The organism is Pseudomonas sp. EL_65y_Pfl1_R83 (assembly GCF_963970695.1).
GTDB lineage: Bacteria > Pseudomonadota > Gammaproteobacteria > Pseudomonadales > Pseudomonadaceae > Aquipseudomonas > Aquipseudomonas tritici.
In genome coordinates, this window is record NZ_CAXAQI010000013.1 from 52,900 (window position 1) to 70,574 (window position 17,675).

Sequence of the window (17,675 nt, forward strand, 5' to 3'; positions counted from 1 at the left end):
CCCATGCACCTGCTCAGGACCCAGCCCGGTGGTTTCGTCTCAGACGACAATATTGCCGACCTTGGCCAAACCCCCGCTGAACTGGTGATCTTGTGCAGCGGTGATTCGAGCCTCGCACTGCTGGCCGAAGCCGCCCAGCACTTGCCGGACGATTACCCGACGTTTCGCCTGGCCAACCCGATGCAAGTGCAGAACCATGCCTCGGTCGACCTGTACGTCGATGAGGTGCTGCGCCACGCCAAGGTCATCCTGATTTCGCTGCATGGTGGCATTGGTTATTGGCGTTACGGTATCGAGCGTCTGGTGGCGTTGGCGGAACGCGGCGTGCAACTGATCCTGGTGCCGGGGTGTGATCGCCCGGACCCTGAGCTCAGCGGCTTGAGCACTGTTGGCGCACAGGAGCGTGACCGCCTGTGGCACTTTCTGCGCCAGGGCGGCCTGGCTAACGCGCTGGATTTTTACCGCTGCCTGGCCAGTGCCTACCTAGGCCAAGACTACGCCTGGGCCGAACCGCAAACCCTGCCGCGCACGGCGATTTATCACCCGCGCAACGCCACTGCCCGCCTGAATGATTGGCAGGCGGATTGGAACGCTGATTGGCCGGTGGCGGCGGTGCTGTTCTACCGCTCGCATTTGCAGGCCGCCAATACCGGCTTTATTGATGTGTTCTGCGAGCGCTTGCAGGCGGCGGGGTTGAACCCGTTGCCGATGGCGGTGGCCAGTCTTAAAGAGCCCGGCTGCCTGACGGTGGTCGAGGACTTGCTGGATGAGGTCGGCGCGGCGGTGATCCTCAACACAACCGGTTTTGCCCAATCCAGCCCCGAAGCGCCGCATTTGCGGCCGTTTCGCCGCAATATCCCGGTGATCCAGGCGATCTGCGCCCAGGACAATCAGCCCGGCTGGGAGGCCAGCGAGCAAGGCCTCGGCCCGCGCGATCTGGCGATGCACATCGCGTTGCCGGAGCTGGACGGGCGCATCATCAGCCGGCCGATCAGCTTCAAGGACCTGGCCTGGCGCAGCGAGCGCAGCCAGTCGGATGTGGTGTGCTATCGAGCAGCGCCCGAGCGGATGGATTTCGTGGCTGAGCTGGCGCGGCGCTGGGTCGAACTCGCGCGGGTGCCGAACGCGCACAAGCGTATCGCATTGATCCTCGCCAACTACCCAACTCGCGATGGCCGTATCGGTAACGGCGTAGGCCTGGATACGCCCGCAGCGGCGCTGAATATCCTGCGTGCCCTGCAGGCCGAAGGCTATCCGCTGCCGGACACGTTGCCCGACAGCGGCACTGCGCTGATTCATCAACTGCTGGGCGGTGTCACCAACGACCTGGACAGTCTCGACCTGCGTCCGTGCCATCAAAGCCTGGGCCTGGACGACTACGAGACACTGTTCAGTCGCTTGCCCGAGGCTAATCGTCGAGCCGTGATGGAACGCTGGGGCACGCCTCATAACGATCCGATGTGCCGCGACGGCCGGATGATGATCGCCGGCCTGCGCCTGGGACTGACCTTCGTCGGTATCCAACCGGCGCGGGGTTATCAGGTCGACGCCAGCGCGGTGTACCACGACCCGGACCTGGTGCCACCCCATGGCTATCTGGCGTTCTATTTCTGGCTGCGCCATACCTACGGCGCCCACGCTGTGATTCACGTGGGTAAGCACGGCAACCTCGAATGGCTGCCGGGCAAGGGCGTGGGCCTCTCGGAAAACTGCTGGCCCGATGCGCTGCTGGGGCCGCTGCCGAATATCTATCCGTTTATCGTCAACGACCCAGGTGAGGGCGCCCAGGCCAAACGGCGTACCCAGGCGGTGATCATCGACCACTTGATGCCGCCGCTGACCCGCGCCGAAACCTATGGCCCGTTACGTGACCTGGAGTTGTTGGCCGACGAGTATTACGAGGCGCAACTGCTCGACCCACGCCGCGCCCTGGAGTTGCAGAAAGACATCCTCACGCTGGTGCGCGAAACCCATATCGACCAGGAGCTTGAGCTGGACAAGGACGCCGACGCCGCCATCTGGCTGCCGCGCCTCGATACCTACCTGTGCGACTTAAAGGAATCGCAGATCCGCGACGGCCTGCACATCTTTGGCGAGTCGCCTGAAGGCCGCTTGCGTATCGACACCTTGCTCGCCTTACTGCGCATCCCGCGTGGTGACGGCCGAGGTCCGCAATCGAGTGTGCTGCGAGTGTTGGCCAAGGCTTTCGAGCTGGGCTTCGACCCACTCGACTGCGCCCTGGCCGAACCCTGGACAGGGCGCCGGCCCGACGTGTTGCTGAAAATCGATGAGCAGTTGTGGCGCACCGCCGGCGATACCCGTGAGCGCCTGGAGTTGTATGCAGCGCGGCTGATCGAACAGGCGTTGGAAGGGCCGCTTGAACAATTGGAAGCGCCTGGTTGGGAGGAGGTGAAGGCGGTGATCGAGAGCCTGCGCAGAGTCGTGGCGCCATGCCTGGACGCCTGTGGCCCGGCAGAAATGCGCGGGTTGCTGGACGCCTTGAGCGGCCGCTTCGTGCCTGCCGGCCCCAGTGGCGCACCGAGTCGCGGGCGTTTGGACGTGCTGCCGACCGGGCGCAATTTTTTCACCGTCGACGTGCGCAACTTGCCGACCACCACGGCCTGGCGCATTGGCTTCCAGTCGGCCAACCTGATTCTTGAGCGGCACCTGCAAGACCATGGCGACCACCTGCGCCAGCTCGGCCTGTCGGTGTGGGGCACCGCGACCATGCGCACTGGCGGCGACGATATCGCCCAGGCCATGGCGCTGATGGGCGTGAGGCCGGTGTGGGCGACCGGCAGCCAGCGCGTGGATGACTTTGAAATCCTGCCGATCAGCCTGTTGGACCGTCCGCGCGTTGACGTGACGTTGCGCGTGTCCGGCTTTTTCCGTGACGCCTTTGCCAACCTGATCCGCCTGTTCGACGCGGCGGTGCAGGCGGTGGCCGCGCTGGACGAACCAGACGACATGAACCCGCTGGCGGCCAAAGTGCGCAGTGAACGTGAGGCGTTGTTCAAGTCGGGCCTGGACGCAGAGGCCGCAGCGAAACAGGCGGGCTGGCGCATCTTCGGCGCGAAACCCGGCGCCTATGGTGCGGGTGTGCAAGGCGCGATCGATGGTCGCCTGTGGCAAAGCCGCGAAGACTTGGCCGAGGTCTATTTGAACTGGGGCGGCTACGCCTATGGCGGCTCCGATGAGGGCACCGCCGCCCGCGAGCAATTCGCCCAGCGCTTGAGCCAGGTGCAGGCGGTGTTGCAGAACCAGGACAACCGCGAGCACGACCTGCTCGACTCCAATGATTACTACCAGTTCCAGGGCGGCATGCTCGCCGCCGTGGAAACACTGAGTGGCGAAAAGGCCGCCAGTTACCACGGTGACCACAGCCAGCCGGACCTGCCGAAGATCCGAACGCTGAAGGAAGAGCTGAACCGGGTGATCCGTTCCCGTGCCGCCAACCCCAAGTGGATCGACGGCGTGAAGCGCCATGGCTATAAAGGTGCGTTTGAAATGGCCGCGACCGTGGACAATCTGTTCGCGTTCGATGCCACCACCGCGTTGATCGACGATCATCAATACGCCTTGCTCGCCGACGCTTACCTGCTGGACCCTGACACACGGGCCTTTGTGCAAGAGCACAATCCCGACGCCCTGCGTGACATGACCGAACGCATGCTGGAAGCGCAGCAACGTGGCCAGTGGCAGGCGCCGGGGGCTTATAAAGAAGCGTTGGAAAACCTGTTGCTGGATATAGAAGAAGACAGCTGATGACTGATACTCCGCATTTTCCGCTGTCCGCCGTGGTCGGCGCCGACGACTTGAAATTGGCCCTGTGCCTGACTGCCATCGACCCGAAGATCGGCGGCGTGCTGATTGAAGGCCCGCGTGGCATGGCCAAGTCCACCTTGGCGCGGGGGCTGGCAGACCTGCTGGCCAGTGGTCAATTCGTCACCTTGCCCTTGGGCGCTACCGAAGAGCGGCTGGTGGGGACGCTGGACCTGGACGCCGCATTGGGCGAAGGCCGCGCGCAGTTTTCCCCCGGCGTCTTGGCCAAGGCTGACGGCGGCGTGCTGTATGTCGATGAAGTCAACTTGCTGGCCGATCACCTGGTGGACCTGCTGCTCGACGTGGCGGCCAGCGGCACCAACCTGATCGAGCGTGACGGCATCTCCCATCGCCATTCGGCGCGTTTTGTACTGATCGGCACCATGAACCCGGAGGAGGGCGAGTTACGCCCGCAACTGCTCGACCGCTTCGGTTTCAACGTGGCCTTGAGTGGGCAGACCCTGCCGGTCGAGCGTGGGCAAATCATCCGTCGTCGCCTGGACTTTGACAGCGAACCGGCGGCGTTCTGCGCGCATTGGGCAGAGCCCCAAGCCGCTCTGCGCGAGCGCTGTACCCAGGCGCGGGCGCGACTCGACACCATCGCACTGGATGACCAGGCACTGGCGCAGATCACAGAGCGGTGCTTTGCCGCCGGTGTCGATGGCTTGCGTGCGGATCTGGTTTGGCTGCGCGGCGCCAGGGCGCACGCGGCATGGCGCGGGGCGGATGCGATCGCCGAGGAAGACATCGAAGCCGTCGCCGAGTTTGCCCTGCGCCATCGCCGCCAGGAACCATCGCCGCCGTCCAATGCGCCGAGTAAAGGGCAGTCGCCAACGTCCTCCGACACGTCGCCGGGTCAAGGCCAATGGGGTGACATGCCCGCACCGGCCCTGCCCACGGGCGCACGCCGGGATGTACCCACCTGGCCAAAAAAGCCCTAGGCATTCGCCCTCGACCTGACGCGGGGGCGGATGCCCGGCCCAAGGCAGGACGACTGGATAGAGGCAGGCACGGTAAGGTCCGGAGTGCGAAACAGGGTTCGATCAATTGGCCCGGCACTCTGCTCGATGGCCGGCCGCAATCGCGAGAGGATCTACGGTTTCACCTGCGCAGTCGCTCGGCCCATGAGTTGTGGCTGGTGATTGTCGATGCGTCGGCGTCAACCCGGCGCCATCGTGCGCTCACCGATGCCAAAGGTTTGCTGGCCCAGTTGTTTGATGACGCCTACCGCCAACGCGTGCGGATGGCCTTGTTGACGGCCAGTGGGCAATCGCCCAAATGGCAGGTACAGGGACTGAAAGCTGCGAAGGGTTTGGCCGGATGGTTGGACCCGTTGGGGGCGGGCGGGGGCACGCCGTTGCTCGCTGCGCTGACTGAGGCTGGGAATTGGCTGGCAGTGCGGCGTAAGCGGTTTCCGACTGAGCAGCAGCGCTTGTTGGTGATCACCGATGGGCGGCTTAAGGATGTCGCAGGACTGCCGTTGCTGGAGTGCTCGGGATTATTGATAGACATCGAGCGTGGGCCGATCAGGTTGGGCCGGGCTGAGGAGTTGGCGGCTGGGTTGCAGTTGGATTATCAGCATATCGATAAGGTGTAACGCCTGGGCCGCCGCCTTCGCGAGCAAGCCCTCAAATACACCACAAGGTTATCAGCCCGCCCCCGGCACATTCGGCCAAAGATCCGCCACCAGAAACAGCCGCTCAGCCTCTTCCCAATCCTCACCCACCTGAACCAGCCGAACTAATAGCTGTGCTGGAGCCATCGGATCCAGGTCCGCCAGCCAACCCTGCATCTGCTCCTCACTCCATACCTCATCCGCTGGGTAATGCGCCGGCGCCAGCCATGCATGCCGGGGCAGGGGTTGCCAGCGGCCGGGGGCGCTGGCGCTGACAAATGCCCGCCAGTCGCGCTGATGCAACCAGCGCCCACGCAAATGCTGCGGGTGGGCACCCACGGGTGCCTGCGCTTCACCGGGCCAGGGATACAGCAAATACCCGCCCAGCCACAAATGCGCATCGAACTGCTGGATATCCAGCGCCGCCAACACCTCGCGGCTCTCCGCCCGCGCCGAGATTGGCAATTGGTGCTGGGCCAGATGCGCCAGCTTGCGGTCCAGCCGATCATGACAACCCGGCCCCAGCCACTGCGCTGTATCCTGGTCGTCGCCGTCCTGCGGCCCCAGGTAGAGTTTGATCGCCAGTTCCAAGTGATGCACGCCATCGCGGTCGCGCAGCAACATATCCAGCTCGCCGAGGGTATGCCCGGCGCGGCGGATCGGCAGGTTGGCGGCCAGCAACTCCACGCCCGGCGCATGCTGCACGGCGAACTGCCATAACCGCTCGTAATAAAGCCCAAGACGACGGGTACGGGCCAGGCTCAGCCACTGTTGCAAGGGGCTGCTGTCGTGATCGAGTGCACGTAGCCATTGTTCGAGCAGGTGTGGCGCTTGCACCCAATCACTGCCGGCCAACGGGTGGCGTTGCGGCCACGGCGTCTGCGCCAGCATTGGCGGGGCGAGCATCACCCACGCCAAGTCGCGCACTTCAGGGTGGCGCAGCTGGCGGGGCAGGGTCTGCAGATCCGGGAACACAGTCATGGTCCGAGCATAGCCTTTTAACGGGGGCTCAGGTGGCTGAGAACCGTTGTCATCAAGGGTTCATGGCGACAAAGGATTTTGCCTGGGGCGGCCTTTCGCCCATAATCGTTCTTTTTTGCCCCACCCCAAATCCCGCAGGAGCCCCATGGAGCAATTTCGCAATATCGGCATTATCGGTCGCCTGGGCAGTACCCAGGTGTTGGACACCGTCCGCCGGCTGAAAAAATTCCTGCTGGAACGCCACCTGCACGTGATCCTCGAAGACACCATCGCCGAAATCCTCCCAGGCCATGGCCTGCAAACCTCGTCGCGCAAGATGCTCGGCGAAGTCTGCGACATGGTTATCGTGGTTGGCGGCGACGGCAGCCTGCTCGGCGCCGCCCGGGCCCTGGCGCGGCATAACGTGCCGGTACTGGGGATCAACCGGGGTAGCCTGGGGTTCCTCACCGATATCCGCCCCGATGAGCTGGAAGTCGAAGTGGCCAAGGTGCTCGACGGCCATTACCTGGTGGAAAACCGCTTCCTGCTGCAGGCCGAAGTGCGCCGACACGGCGAAGCCATCGGCCAGGGCGACGCCTTGAATGACGTGGTGCTGCACCCCGGCAAGTCCACGCGAATGATCGAGTTCGAACTCTATATAGACGGCCAGTTCGTGTGCAGCCAGAAGGCCGACGGCCTGATCGTCGCCACGCCGACCGGCTCCACCGCCTACGCGCTGTCGGCGGGTGGCCCGATCATGCATCCCAAGCTGGATGCCATTGTGATCGTGCCGATGTACCCCCATATGTTGTCCAGCAGGCCCATCGTGGTCGACGGCAACAGTGAGCTGAAAATCGTGGTGTCCAAAGACATGCAGATCTACCCGCAGGTGTCCTGTGACGGTCAGAACCATTTCACCTGCGCGCCCGGTGACACCATCACCGTGAGCAAGAAGGCACAGAAGTTGCGGTTGATCCACCCGCTGGACCACAACTACTACGAAGTGTGCCGCACCAAGTTGGGCTGGGGCAGCCGCTTGGGGGGTGGAGGCGACTGATGCTCGATCCCGCGCGTAGCTACGACCTGATTGGTGACGTGCACGGTTGCGCTCATACCCTTGAGCACTTGCTCGAGCGGCTGGGGTACCACAAGCAGGGCGGCACCTGGCGTCATCCTTCGCGTATGGCGGTGTTCCTCGGCGATATCATCGACCGTGGCCCTCGTATCCGCGAGGCGTTACATATCGTCCACGACATGGCCGAGGCTGGCCAGGCGCTGTGCATCATGGGCAACCACGAATTCAACGCACTGGGCTGGAGCACGCCAGCACCGCCGGGCAGCGGCAAGCAGTTCGTGCGTGAGCGCAACCCACGGCATGCGCGGTTGATCCACGAGACGCTGACCCAGTTCGAACACCACCCGGCCGACTGGCACGACTTCCTCGGCTGGTTCTATGACATGCCGCTGTTTGTCGACGCCGGGCGTTTCCGGGTGGTCCACGCGTGCTGGGATGACGGGTTTATCGAGCCACTGCGCGCGACCTTCCCGGACGGCTGCATCGACCAGCACTTCCTGCAGGCCGCCGCCGTCCCAGGCAGTTTTGCCTGCAATGCGTTTGACCGCCTGCTGCGCGGCACCGACATGCGCCTGCCGGATGGCCTGACGCTGACCGGTGGCGACGGCCTGACGCGCTCGTTTTTCCGCACCAAGTTCTGGGAAGACGACCCCAAGACCTACGGCGACATCGTGTTCCAGCCCGACGCACTGCCGGAGCCGGTGGCGCGCACGCCGTTGTCGTCCACTGAAAAGAATTCCCTGCTGCGCTACGGCGTCGACGAGCCTTTGCTGTTCGTCGGCCATTACTGGCGCAGCGGCAAACCGGCGCCGATCCGCGACAACCTGGCCTGCCTGGACTACAGCGCGGTGCTGTACGGCAAGTTGGTGGCGTACCGCCTGGATCAGGAAACCCGCCTGGACCCGCGTAAATTTGTATGGGTTGACGTTGAGCGGCCCGAGGTCATCACATGAGTACTGTGGCTGTATTGCGCCTGCCGCTGAGCGTCGACTTGGGTGGCTTCGTAAAGCTGCTGCAACGCATGCAAGTGCCCCATCGCATCAGCGAGGAATCGGGCGAGCAAGTGTTATGGGTGCCCGAGACCATCAGCGACGATGTGCGCGTGCTGTATCAGCGCTTTCCTGCGGGTGATCCGGACCAGCAACTGGATATTCCTGAGCAGGCGCCGGTCAAGCGCCCGGGTTTTGTCGAGCAACTGCGGCATAGCCCTGTGACGGCGTTGGTGCTGCTGGCGAGCATCATCGTTGGCGCGGTGACCTTGCTTGGCGAAAACCTGCAGGCCATGAGCTGGCTGACGTTCCTGCCGTTTCGCATTCTCGGTGAGTACATCCAGTTCACGCCGCTGGCCGATACACTGGCCTCGGGGCAATGGTGGCGGTTGGTTACGCCGATGCTGATCCACTTCGGCATCCTGCACCTGGCCATGAATGGCATGTGGTACTGGGAGCTGGGCCGGCGCATCGAAGCGCGCCAGGGCAGTATCAACCTGCTGGGGCTGACGCTCTTGTTCAGCCTGGTCTCCAACTACGCTCAATACGCCTACGGCGGCCCCGGGCTGTTTGGCGGTTTGTCCGGCGTGTTATATGGCCTGCTTGGGCATTGCTGGATTTTTCAACTGCTGTCGCCGAACCCTGCTTATCGCCTGCCCCGTGGGGTGCTGGCGATGATGCTGATTTGGCTGGTGCTCTGTATGTCGGGGCTGATCTCGATGATCGGCTTCGGCGAAATCGCCAACGCTGCCCATGTCGGCGGCCTGGTTATCGGTTGCTTGACCGGCTTGCTGGGCGGGTTGTACAGCCGCCGCAAATCGTCTATTTGATAAGGAAGAGCCTCATGTCCTCTTTTGCTGAAATGATTGAAAACATTACCCCGGACATCTACGAGAGCCTCAAGCTCGCCGTGGAAATCGGCAAGTGGTCCGATGGGCGCAAACTGTCCCCTGAACAGCGCGAGCTGTCTCTGCAAGCCGTGATCGCCTGGGAACTCCAGAACTTGCCGGAAGACCAGCGCACCGGCTACATGGGGCCACAGGAATGCGCGTCCAAGTCCGCGCCGGTGCCGAACATCCTGTTCAAGTCGGATGCGATCCATTGATTGAAATTGGTCGTGGTGCAGTCAGCAAGATGTCGGCGCAACTCGGTGAGCCGACCGTTCAATACGCGTTTCGCCTTGGCGATGCCGAGGTGCCGGTTAATCCGTTGATCGGCACGCACATTCGCCTGGAATACCTCGGTGCCATCCATTGCAGCCATTGCGGCCGCAAGACCAAGACCAGCTTCAGCCAGGGGTATTGCTACCCGTGCATGACCAAGCTGGCCCAGTGTGACCTGTGCATCATGAGCCCCGAGCGTTGCCATTACGACGCCGGCACCTGCCGCGACCCAGGCTGGGGCGAGCAATTCTGCATGACCGACCACGTGGTCTACCTGGCGAATTCGTCGGGGATCAAGGTCGGCATCACCCGTGCCACTCAACTGCCGACGCGCTGGCTGGACCAGGGCGCGAGCCAGGCGCTGCCGATCATGCGCGTGGCGACCCGCCAGCAATCCGGTTTCGTCGAGGACGTGCTGCGTAGCCAAGTGGCCGACAAGACTAACTGGCGCGCGCTGCTCAAAGGCGATGCGCAGCCTGTCGACCTCAAGCACGTGCGTGATGAACTGTTCGCCTCCTGCGCCGAGGGCCTGCTGAGTTTGCAGGAACGCTTTGGACTGCAGGCCATCCAAACGATTGCCGACATCGAACCGATCGAAATCCGCTACCCGGTCGAGCAGTATCCGACCAAGATCGTCAGCTTCAACCTGGACAAGAACCCGATTGCCGAAGGCACGTTGCTGGGGATCAAGGGCCAATACCTGATCTTCGACACCGGCGTAATCAACATTCGCAAGTACACGGCCTATCAGCTCGCCGTGCATCAGTAAAAAGGATGCCACCCATGCGCACCGAACAACCGAAGATGATTTACCTGAAGGACTATCAGGCGCCGGACTACCTGATTGACGAGACGCACCTGACCTTCGAGTTGTTCGAGGACCACAGTCTGGTCCATGCGCAACTGGTGATGCGCCGCAACCCGGAGCGCGGCGCAGGTTTGCCGCCGCTGGTGCTGGATGGCCAGCAGCTGGAGCTGTTGAGCGTGAACCTCGCCGATCAGGCGTTGACCGCCGATGAATATCAGCTGACCGACAGCCACCTGACGGTGCATCCGCAGAGTGCGACGTTTACCCTGGATACCACGGTAAAAATCCACCCGGAAACCAACACCGCCCTGGAAGGCTTGTACAAGTCCGGCAGTATGTTCTGCACTCAGTGCGAGGCCGAAGGCTTCCGCAAGATCACTTACTACCTTGACCGCCCGGACGTGATGAGCACATTCACCACCACGGTGATCGCCGAGCAACACCGCTATCCGATCCTGCTGTCCAACGGCAACCCGATCGCCAGCGGCCCCGGCGAAGACGGCCGCCACTGGGCAACCTGGGAAGACCCGTTCAAGAAGCCTGCCTACCTGTTCGCCCTGGTGGCCGGTGATTTGTGGTGTGTTGAAGACACCTTCACCACCATGACTGACCGCACTGTGGCGCTGCGCATCTACGTCGAGCCGGAAAACATCGACAAGTGCCAGCACGCCATGACCAGCCTGAAAAAATCCATGCGCTGGGACGAAGAAACCTACGGCCGTGAGTACGACCTCGACATCTTCATGATCGTCGCGGTGAACGACTTCAACATGGGCGCCATGGAAAACAAAGGCCTGAATATCTTCAACTCCAGCGCCGTGCTGGCCCGCGCCGAAACCGCCACCGACGCCGCCCACCAGCGGGTGGAAGCGATCGTTGCCCACGAATATTTCCACAACTGGTCGGGCAATCGCGTGACCTGCCGCGACTGGTTCCAGCTGTCGCTCAAGGAAGGTTTCACGGTGTTCCGTGATTCGGGCTTCTCGGCTGATATGAACTCGGCCACGGTCAAGCGCATCCAGGATGTGGCGTACCTGCGTACCCACCAGTTCGCCGAAGACGCCGGCCCCATGGCTCACGCCGTGCGCCCGGACAGCTTTATCGAAATCTCCAACTTCTACACCCTGACGGTGTACGAAAAGGGCTCGGAAGTGGTCGGTATGATCCACACCTTGCTCGGCGCTGAAGGCTTCCGTAAAGGCAGCGACCTGTACTTCGAACGTCATGACGGCCAGGCAGTGACCTGCGACGACTTCATCAAGGCCATGGAAGATGCCAACGGCGCCGACCTGACTCAGTTCAAACGCTGGTACAGCCAGGCCGGCACGCCACGTTTGGCGGTGAGCGAGTCCTACGACGCAGCGGCCAAAACCTACAGCCTGACCTTCCGCCAGAGCTGCCCGGAAACCCCGGACAAGGTAGAGAAACTGCCGTTCGTGATCCCGGTGGAATTGGGCTTGCTGGACGCGAAGGGCGCGGATATCGCCTTGCGCCTGGCCGGTGAAGCGGTTGCGGGCGGCACGTCGCGTGTGATCTCGGTGACCGAGGCCGAGCAGACCTTCACCTTCATTGATATCGCCGAGCAGCCTTTGCCTTCGCTGCTGCGCGGTTTCTCGGCGCCGGTGAAGCTGAGCTTCCCGTACAACCGCGATCAACTGATGTTCCTGATGCAGCATGACAGCGATGGCTTCAATCGTTGGGATGCCGGTCAGCAGCTCTCGGTGCAGGTGTTGCAGGCGCTGGTTGGTCAGTATCAACAAGGCCAGGTCTTGAAGATGGATCAGCGGTTGATCACCGCGCTGCGCAGCGTGTTGAGCGACGAACGCCTGGACCAGGCAATGGTTGCGGAAATGCTATCGTTGCCGGGTGAAGCCTACCTGACCGAAATCAGCGAAGTGGCGGATGTGGATGCCATCCACGCCGCCCGTGAGTTTGCGCGCAAGCAACTGGCCGACAACCTGCATGAAGAACTGTGGCTGCGCTACCAGGCCAGTCGCGAGCTGTCCAAGCAAACGCCGTATGTTGCTGCCGCTGAGCATTTTGCCCGTCGTGCGTTGCAGAACATCGCGCTGTCGTACCTGATGCTTAGCGGCAAGCCGGAAGTCCTGGCCGCGACGCTTGAACAGTTCGACAGCAGCGACAACATGACCGAGCGCCTGACCGCACTGGCGGTGCTGGTGAATTCGCCGTTCCAAGTGGAGAAGGCTCAGGCGCTGGCCGTGTTTGCCGACAACTTCAAAGACAACCCACTGGTCATGGACCAGTGGTTCAGCGTTCAGGCCGGCAGCACCTTGCCGGGCGGGCTGGCGCGGGTCAAAGCGTTGATGGAACACCCAGCGTTCACGTTGAAGAACCCGAACAAGGTGCGCGCCTTGATCGGCGCCTTTGCCGGGCAGAACCTGATCAACTTCCACGCAGCGGACGGCTCGGGTTATCGCTTCCTGGCGGACCTGGTGATCGAGCTCAATGCCTTCAACCCGCAGATCGCTTCGCGCCAATTGGCGCCACTGACCCGTTGGCGTAAATACGACAGCGCGCGTCAGGCGCTGATGAAAGCGGAGCTGGAGCGCATTCGAGCGTCCGGCGAACTGTCGAGCGATGTGTTCGAGGTGGTCAGCAAGAGCCTCGCCTGAGTCACTACGCTGCAGTAAAAAACGGCCTGTCGGGCCGTTTTTTTACGGCTGTAGCTTTCTCCGTAGGTCATAATGGCGGGCATGACTTCTGACTCACCCCTCGCTGCCTACCAATACGCCATTGCTCAACAGGGCTTCGTTGCCGACGACGCCCAGCGTCGCGCGGTGGATGCGTTACAAGCCTGCCATGAAGCCTTGCATCAAGGTCGCGCGCCGATCACCGGCGTGTACCTGTGGGGGCCTGTGGGTCGTGGAAAGACCTGGCTCATGGATCAGTTCTACCAAAGCCTGCGGGTGCCCGCGCGGCGCCAGCATTTTCACCACTTCATGGGGTGGGTGCATCAGCGTCTGTTCCAACTGACGGGTACCCACGACCCTTTGCAGGCGCTGGCCCGGGAGCTCAGCCAGGAAGTGCGCGTGTTGTGCTTCGATGAACTGTTCGTCAATGACATTGGTGACGCGATCATCCTCGGTCGCCTGTTTCAGGTGATGTTCGAGGACGGCGTGGTAATGGTCTGCACCTCTAACCAACCGCCTGACCAGTTGTATGCCGATGGCTTCAACCGTGAGCGGTTTTTGCCCGGCATTGCGGCGATAGAGCAGCATTTGCAAGTGGTGGCGGTGGATGGCGCTGAGGATCATCGCTTGCACCCTGGCGCCGGCCTTCAGCGCTATTGGGTGAATCAACCCGATGCGTTGGCAGCTGTGTTCAAGCAATTGGCCGAAGACCAGGCAGTGAGCAGCGGGCCGATTCCCGTCGGGCATCGTTCTATTCTGGCTGTCCAGTCCTGTGAAACAGTGCTTTGGTGCCGTTATGCCGATCTCTGTGAGCAGCCGCTGGCCGCGATGGACTTCATGCTGATGTGCGATCTTTTCAATGCCATCCTGTTGAGCGAAGTCCCTAATCTTAGCGCGCAACAGCGCCCGGGCCGCATAGCCCGTGGCACCGAAGACGGCGCCCAGCGTGTGGTGGCCGGTGATCGCGAATTGCCGCAGTTGTCGGTGCACGACGATAGCGTGCGTCGGTTCATTGCATTGGTGGACGAATGCTACGACCGCAAGGTGCCGTTGTTCATCGAGGCTCAGGTGCCCCTCGAATGTCTCTATACCGAGGGTTACCTGGCGTTTCCTTTCCGCCGCACCCTGAGCCGTTTGCAGGAAATGCAGTTGCAGCGTTACGGCTCAAGCGCGTGCGAAAAGATCAGGAAATGAAAGATTCGCGCTTTTTTACCGGCACAACCTTCGCGTTTTCAAACGCATATTTGTAGTTAATCTCCTTCAGCAGGTGGTGCTTCCACGTTTACAATTGGCCTCTCAAAGGGAACCGAATCCCTTGTTGCCGTTATCGAGGAAGGAAATGGACACCCCTGACATCCTGGTGCTGCAAGCCAGCTACACGAACACCGTGCATGCCGAAGCCATCGCGCTGGTGATCAACCATTACGCCGAAGACGCGATGGGGGGCGGGCACAGCCTGGACCCGGATTTGCTAGCGCAACTGCCGAGCGAATTAGCCAAGCGTGCGCACGCGTTCAGCGTGTTGGCGTTTGTGAATGGAGAGCCGGCGGGGTTGGTGAATTGTTTTGAAGGTTTCTCGACCTTCGCCTGTCGCCCATTGGTCAACGTCCATGATGTGGCGGTAATGGATCGGTTCCGTGGCTTGGGCTTGAGTCAGAAAATGTTGCAGAAGGTTGAGGAAATCGCCCGCCAACGCGGTTGCTGCAAGATTACTTTGGAAGTGCTTGAGGGCAATGAAGTAGCGAAGGCGGCGTACCGCAAGTTCGGGTTTGACGGCGCTAAATTTGATCCCGCTTATGGCACCATGTTGTTTTGGAATAAGCCGCTGTAAAAAATAGTGTTATGGCGGGCAATAAAAAAGGCGCCATTACATGGCGCCAAGTTAATCTTTGTCAACGGAGCGGAATGACAAAGAGTATGACGGTAAATCAACTTTTTGGTTGCTGTGTTTCATCGGTTTTCGAGTTTTTAACATCACTGGAGGCCGTTTCCTCGGCTGGGCCGTTCATCTTGTCCTGCATGAAATTAAAGTTAGCGTAAAACTCTTTAGAACGCTCTGAGCCGCCTTCGGCGAAGGCAGCGGCGGAAGTCAAGGTCATTAAGCCAGCCAGCATCAGCGTCGAGATTTTCATTGTCAGTATTCCCAAAAAGTGTGATCGGTGTCTGTTCTCTTAGATCAGACTCGTGGGGCCGATTATGTGCAGGGTGGATTAAGCGAAGCTTAATTGGATAGGCGTCAACCTTAACGATTTTGTTAAGGTTGGCGGTCATATAAGCTGTAGTTTAAAGCGTCCAATCCAGCGCAAGCGTGATAGCGCGCGGGTCGCCCCAATAAACGCCGTTATAGAAGCCGACGCGTTCGTAATATTTTTTATCAAATAGATTATTGACGTTGATCGACGCCGAAACGTGTTCGTCGAACTGGTAGCGGGACATCAGGTTGACCACTGCGTAGGCCTGCTGGGTGATTTTCGCCCGTTCGGTGACCCGCTGATTACCGACACGTTGGCCTGTAGGCCTGTCGCTGAACTCATAGATATCGCTCTGCCAGTTCACGGCACCACCCACCGTCAGGTTTCGCCACGTCCCCGGCAAACGGTAGGCGCTGGACACCTTCAGCAAATTCAATGGCTGCCCGGTGTTGTTGCGCTTGTCCGAGCCATTAACGGAGTGAGTGTAGGTGTAGCCCGCCGTCAGGTTCCAGTCCGGCATCACTTCGCCGGCAACCTCCAATTCGAAGCCGTTGACCTTGTTGCCTTTGCCGCCGGACTTGTAGTACTCCTCGCCCGTGGTCGGGTTAGGCAGGGCCGATTCATCCCGCTCAGCGACGTTGTCCTGTGTGCTCCAGAAGTACGCGGCTGCCACGTTCAAGCGCTCTTTCAGCAAACTTCCCTTAAGACCCACCTCATAGTTGCTGCCCACCACCGGTTCCAGGTAGTTGCGGTTGACGTCCTTGAGGCTTTGCGGTTTGAAGATGTCGGTGTAGCTGGCGTAGACGGTGTATTCCGGCGTGATGTCGTAGAGCAGGCCGGCGTAAGGCGTCAACAGGTCGTTGTGGGTCTTGTGAGTCTTGTTGGCCGCGATCAACTGGTCATCGTCACCGTATTCGGGCGTCGCGCTCTCCAGCGCCCAACTGCCATAGCGGCTGCCCAGTACGGCGTGCAAGCGCTCGGTGAGGCTCAAGCGCGTGGCCAAGTAGCCGGCTTTCTGTTGCTTGCTGCTGTGTTCACCCTTGAGGTCGGTAACGGTGTCGCCGAACGTGCCAATCCCGCCCATGTATTTCCAGTCTTCGATCGTGTAGTAGCCACCCGGTATGCTGCTGCGCATCACAGGGGACACGTCGCGCTGCGTGGCCTCGCCATAACCCATCATCAGTGCATGTTCGCGGCCCAGCAACGCGTAGCTGCCGGCAAGGTTGAGGTCCACAGCTTCCATTCTTGAGGTGCCACGCATGTGGCTGGCCCAGGCGGTCATGCCGCTGCGGTCGTCATTGGGGAAACCCGCGCCACCGTAGTACACCTTGCCATCCGTGTCGCTCTGGCGATGGGTATAGGCGGCCTTTAAATGCCACTCACCGCCCAGCCGATGATCGAGGCTGGCGAAGGTTGTCTTGTCGGTCAGCGGCCAGGAACTCCAGTGCGCCGCCATATTGGTCGAGCGCGACAACCCGGCCTTGCCACCCTGGCTATTCCAGTAAGGCACGGTGCCCCAGGACGTGCCTTGCACTTGCTTGTTCTGGTAATCAAAACCTACGGCCAGCACGGTTTCGTCTGATAAATCTGCTTCAAGAATGCCGTAGCCAACCGACCGTTGCAGCCCGTAGTTATCACGCAAGGATTGGCTGTCGCGGTAGGCCAGCACCGTGCGCCCGCGCAGCTTGCCGTCGAACGCCAGCGGCCCGCCCACGTCCATGTAGCTGTAGTAGTTGTCGTAGCTGCCGGCTCTTACCCCGGTTTGCGCCTGCCATTGAGCGGTAGGGCGCTTGCGCACCATATTGACCGTGGCGGAGGGGTCGCCGGCGCCGGTAGTCAAGCCGGTGGCACCACGAACCACCTCGATGTGGTCGTAGATGATGGTGTCGGCATCGGATTTCATGTAGCCAAAGGTGTTGAGCATCCCATCAATCTGGTAGTTGCTGATGCCATAACCACGCGAGGAGTAGGAGACACGGTCGGAATCGTTGTGCTGAACGTTGACCCCCGTGGTCTGGCGCAGCACCTCTGTCAACGTATTGAGATTGAAATCATCCATCTGCTGGCGAGTGATCACCGAGATCGACTGCGGGGTTTCCTTGATGGACAGGTCAAGGCGGGTGGCGGTACTCATCGAACCGGTCGTGTAGGCGCCCGTGTGTTCAGTGGTGGCGCCAAGGCTCTCGGCGGTGATGCTCGTGGCGCCCAGTTCGAACGTTTTCTGTTCGGGGTCGGTTTCAGCCAACAGATCCGGGCTCGCGACCACGCTGAAGAGGCTGAGGGTGAAGGTCATGGAACGGGTTAGAGACGCAAACATCGCAGAAGACTCCTTGTCGTCTTTTTGGCCTTTCCGGTCGGGAAAGGCCATGGTTCAAAGACGAAAAGAGCGGGCGAACTTTA

General features: G+C 61.2%; 14 protein-coding genes. 11 read left to right on the plus strand and 3 right to left on the minus strand.

Annotated elements, in window-relative coordinates; translation table 11 throughout:
- Window positions 1-3 precede the first annotated feature (3 nt).
- The 3 genes from cobN to AACY08_RS18745 are packed head-to-tail and all read left to right on the plus strand — an operon-like array spanning window position 4 to window position 5,419.
- Complete coding sequence (gene cobN / locus AACY08_RS18735; RefSeq protein ID WP_339470818.1) at window positions 4-3,765, plus strand: cobaltochelatase subunit CobN; 3,762 nt, start codon at window positions 4-6, stop codon at window positions 3,763-3,765.
- Window positions 3,765-4,763 carry an ATP-binding protein gene (locus tag AACY08_RS18740; protein WP_339470819.1) on the plus strand — a complete coding sequence of 333 codons (999 nt, stop codon included), beginning with the start codon at window positions 3,765-3,767 and terminating at the stop codon, window positions 4,761-4,763. Before cobN ends, AACY08_RS18740 begins: the two co-directional genes overlap by 1 nt.
- A 53-nt stretch (window positions 4,764-4,816) precedes the next feature.
- A complete protein-coding gene (locus AACY08_RS18745; RefSeq protein ID WP_339470951.1) occupies window positions 4,817-5,419 on the plus strand; it encodes a vWA domain-containing protein in 603 nt (200 codons plus the stop codon).
- A gap of 51 nt (window positions 5,420-5,470) precedes the next feature.
- Here the strand turns inward: AACY08_RS18745 and AACY08_RS18750 are convergent, their stop codons facing one another.
- Window positions 5,471-6,418, minus strand: a complete 948-nt coding sequence (locus AACY08_RS18750) for a DUF1853 family protein (protein WP_339470820.1) — start codon at window positions 6,416-6,418, stop codon at window positions 5,471-5,473.
- Window positions 6,419-6,563: 145 nt separating this feature from the next.
- Between AACY08_RS18750 and AACY08_RS18755 the strand changes: the two genes are divergently transcribed.
- From AACY08_RS18755 to AACY08_RS18790, 8 genes are all read left to right on the plus strand, one after another.
- Window positions 6,564-7,454, plus strand: a complete 891-nt coding sequence (locus AACY08_RS18755) for an NAD(+) kinase (RefSeq protein WP_003217892.1) — start codon at window positions 6,564-6,566, stop codon at window positions 7,452-7,454.
- A complete protein-coding gene (locus tag AACY08_RS18760; protein WP_445261449.1) occupies window positions 7,451-8,425 on the plus strand; it encodes a metallophosphoesterase in 975 nt (324 codons plus the stop codon). The genes AACY08_RS18755 and AACY08_RS18760 overlap by 4 nt, the downstream gene beginning before the upstream one ends.
- Window positions 8,422-9,291 carry a rhomboid family intramembrane serine protease gene (locus AACY08_RS18765; RefSeq protein ID WP_339418358.1) on the plus strand — a complete coding sequence of 290 codons (870 nt, stop codon included), beginning with the start codon at window positions 8,422-8,424 and terminating at the stop codon, window positions 9,289-9,291. Before AACY08_RS18760 ends, AACY08_RS18765 begins: the two co-directional genes overlap by 4 nt.
- A gap of 14 nt (window positions 9,292-9,305) precedes the next feature.
- Window positions 9,306-9,566 carry a YeaC family protein gene (locus AACY08_RS18770; protein ID WP_339418360.1) on the plus strand — a complete coding sequence of 87 codons (261 nt, stop codon included), beginning with the start codon at window positions 9,306-9,308 and terminating at the stop codon, window positions 9,564-9,566.
- The gene (locus tag AACY08_RS18775) at window positions 9,563-10,393 is read left to right on the plus strand and encodes a DUF2797 domain-containing protein (protein WP_339418509.1); all 831 of its coding nucleotides are present in this window, start codon (window positions 9,563-9,565) and stop codon (window positions 10,391-10,393) included. The genes AACY08_RS18770 and AACY08_RS18775 overlap by 4 nt, the downstream gene beginning before the upstream one ends.
- Before the next feature lie 14 nt (window positions 10,394-10,407).
- The gene (gene pepN, locus AACY08_RS18780) at window positions 10,408-13,065 is read left to right on the plus strand and encodes an aminopeptidase N (protein WP_339470823.1); all 2,658 of its coding nucleotides are present in this window, start codon (window positions 10,408-10,410) and stop codon (window positions 13,063-13,065) included.
- 81 nt (window positions 13,066-13,146) lie between these two features.
- A complete protein-coding gene (zapE, locus tag AACY08_RS18785; protein ID WP_339470824.1) occupies window positions 13,147-14,277 on the plus strand; it encodes a cell division protein ZapE in 1,131 nt (376 codons plus the stop codon).
- 145 nt (window positions 14,278-14,422) lie between these two features.
- Window positions 14,423-14,914 (plus strand): GNAT family N-acetyltransferase, encoded by a 492-nt coding sequence (locus tag AACY08_RS18790; protein WP_339470826.1) that lies wholly within the window; start codon window positions 14,423-14,425, stop codon window positions 14,912-14,914.
- Window positions 14,915-15,011: 97 nt separating this feature from the next.
- Here AACY08_RS18790 and AACY08_RS18795 read toward each other — a convergent pair whose 3' ends face one another.
- Together AACY08_RS18795 and AACY08_RS18800 are read right to left on the minus strand one after the other, a co-directional pair.
- Window positions 15,012-15,215, minus strand: coding sequence for a hypothetical protein (locus AACY08_RS18795; protein ID WP_339436729.1), 204 nt, complete (start codon window positions 15,213-15,215; stop codon window positions 15,012-15,014).
- 151 nt (window positions 15,216-15,366) lie between these two features.
- The gene (locus tag AACY08_RS18800) at window positions 15,367-17,592 is read right to left on the minus strand and encodes a TonB-dependent siderophore receptor (protein WP_339470827.1); all 2,226 of its coding nucleotides are present in this window, start codon (window positions 17,590-17,592) and stop codon (window positions 15,367-15,369) included.
- Window positions 17,593-17,675: the final 83 nt, after the last annotated feature.

Bases quoted from the DNA above. Each gene is read 5' to 3' on its own strand.
- cobN (WP_339470818.1), top strand. From the start codon at position 4: ATGCACCTGCTCAGGACCCAGCCCGGTGGTTTCGTCTCAGACGACAAT.
- AACY08_RS18740 (WP_339470819.1), top strand. From the start codon at position 3,765: ATGACTGATACTCCGCATTTTCCGCTGTCCGCCGTGGTCGGCGCCGAC.
- AACY08_RS18750 (WP_339470820.1), bottom strand. From the start codon at position 6,418: ATGACTGTGTTCCCGGATCTGCAGACCCTGCCCCGCCAGCTGCGCCAC.
- AACY08_RS18755 (WP_003217892.1), top strand. From the start codon at position 6,564: ATGGAGCAATTTCGCAATATCGGCATTATCGGTCGCCTGGGCAGTACC.
- AACY08_RS18765 (WP_339418358.1), top strand. From the start codon at position 8,422: ATGAGTACTGTGGCTGTATTGCGCCTGCCGCTGAGCGTCGACTTGGGT.
- AACY08_RS18770 (WP_339418360.1), top strand. From the start codon at position 9,306: ATGTCCTCTTTTGCTGAAATGATTGAAAACATTACCCCGGACATCTAC.
- pepN (WP_339470823.1), top strand. From the start codon at position 10,408: ATGCGCACCGAACAACCGAAGATGATTTACCTGAAGGACTATCAGGCG.
- zapE (WP_339470824.1), top strand. From the start codon at position 13,147: ATGACTTCTGACTCACCCCTCGCTGCCTACCAATACGCCATTGCTCAA.
- AACY08_RS18790 (WP_339470826.1), top strand. From the start codon at position 14,423: ATGGACACCCCTGACATCCTGGTGCTGCAAGCCAGCTACACGAACACC.
- AACY08_RS18795 (WP_339436729.1), bottom strand. From the start codon at position 15,215: ATGAAAATCTCGACGCTGATGCTGGCTGGCTTAATGACCTTGACTTCC.
- AACY08_RS18800 (WP_339470827.1), bottom strand. From the start codon at position 17,592: ATGTTTGCGTCTCTAACCCGTTCCATGACCTTCACCCTCAGCCTCTTC.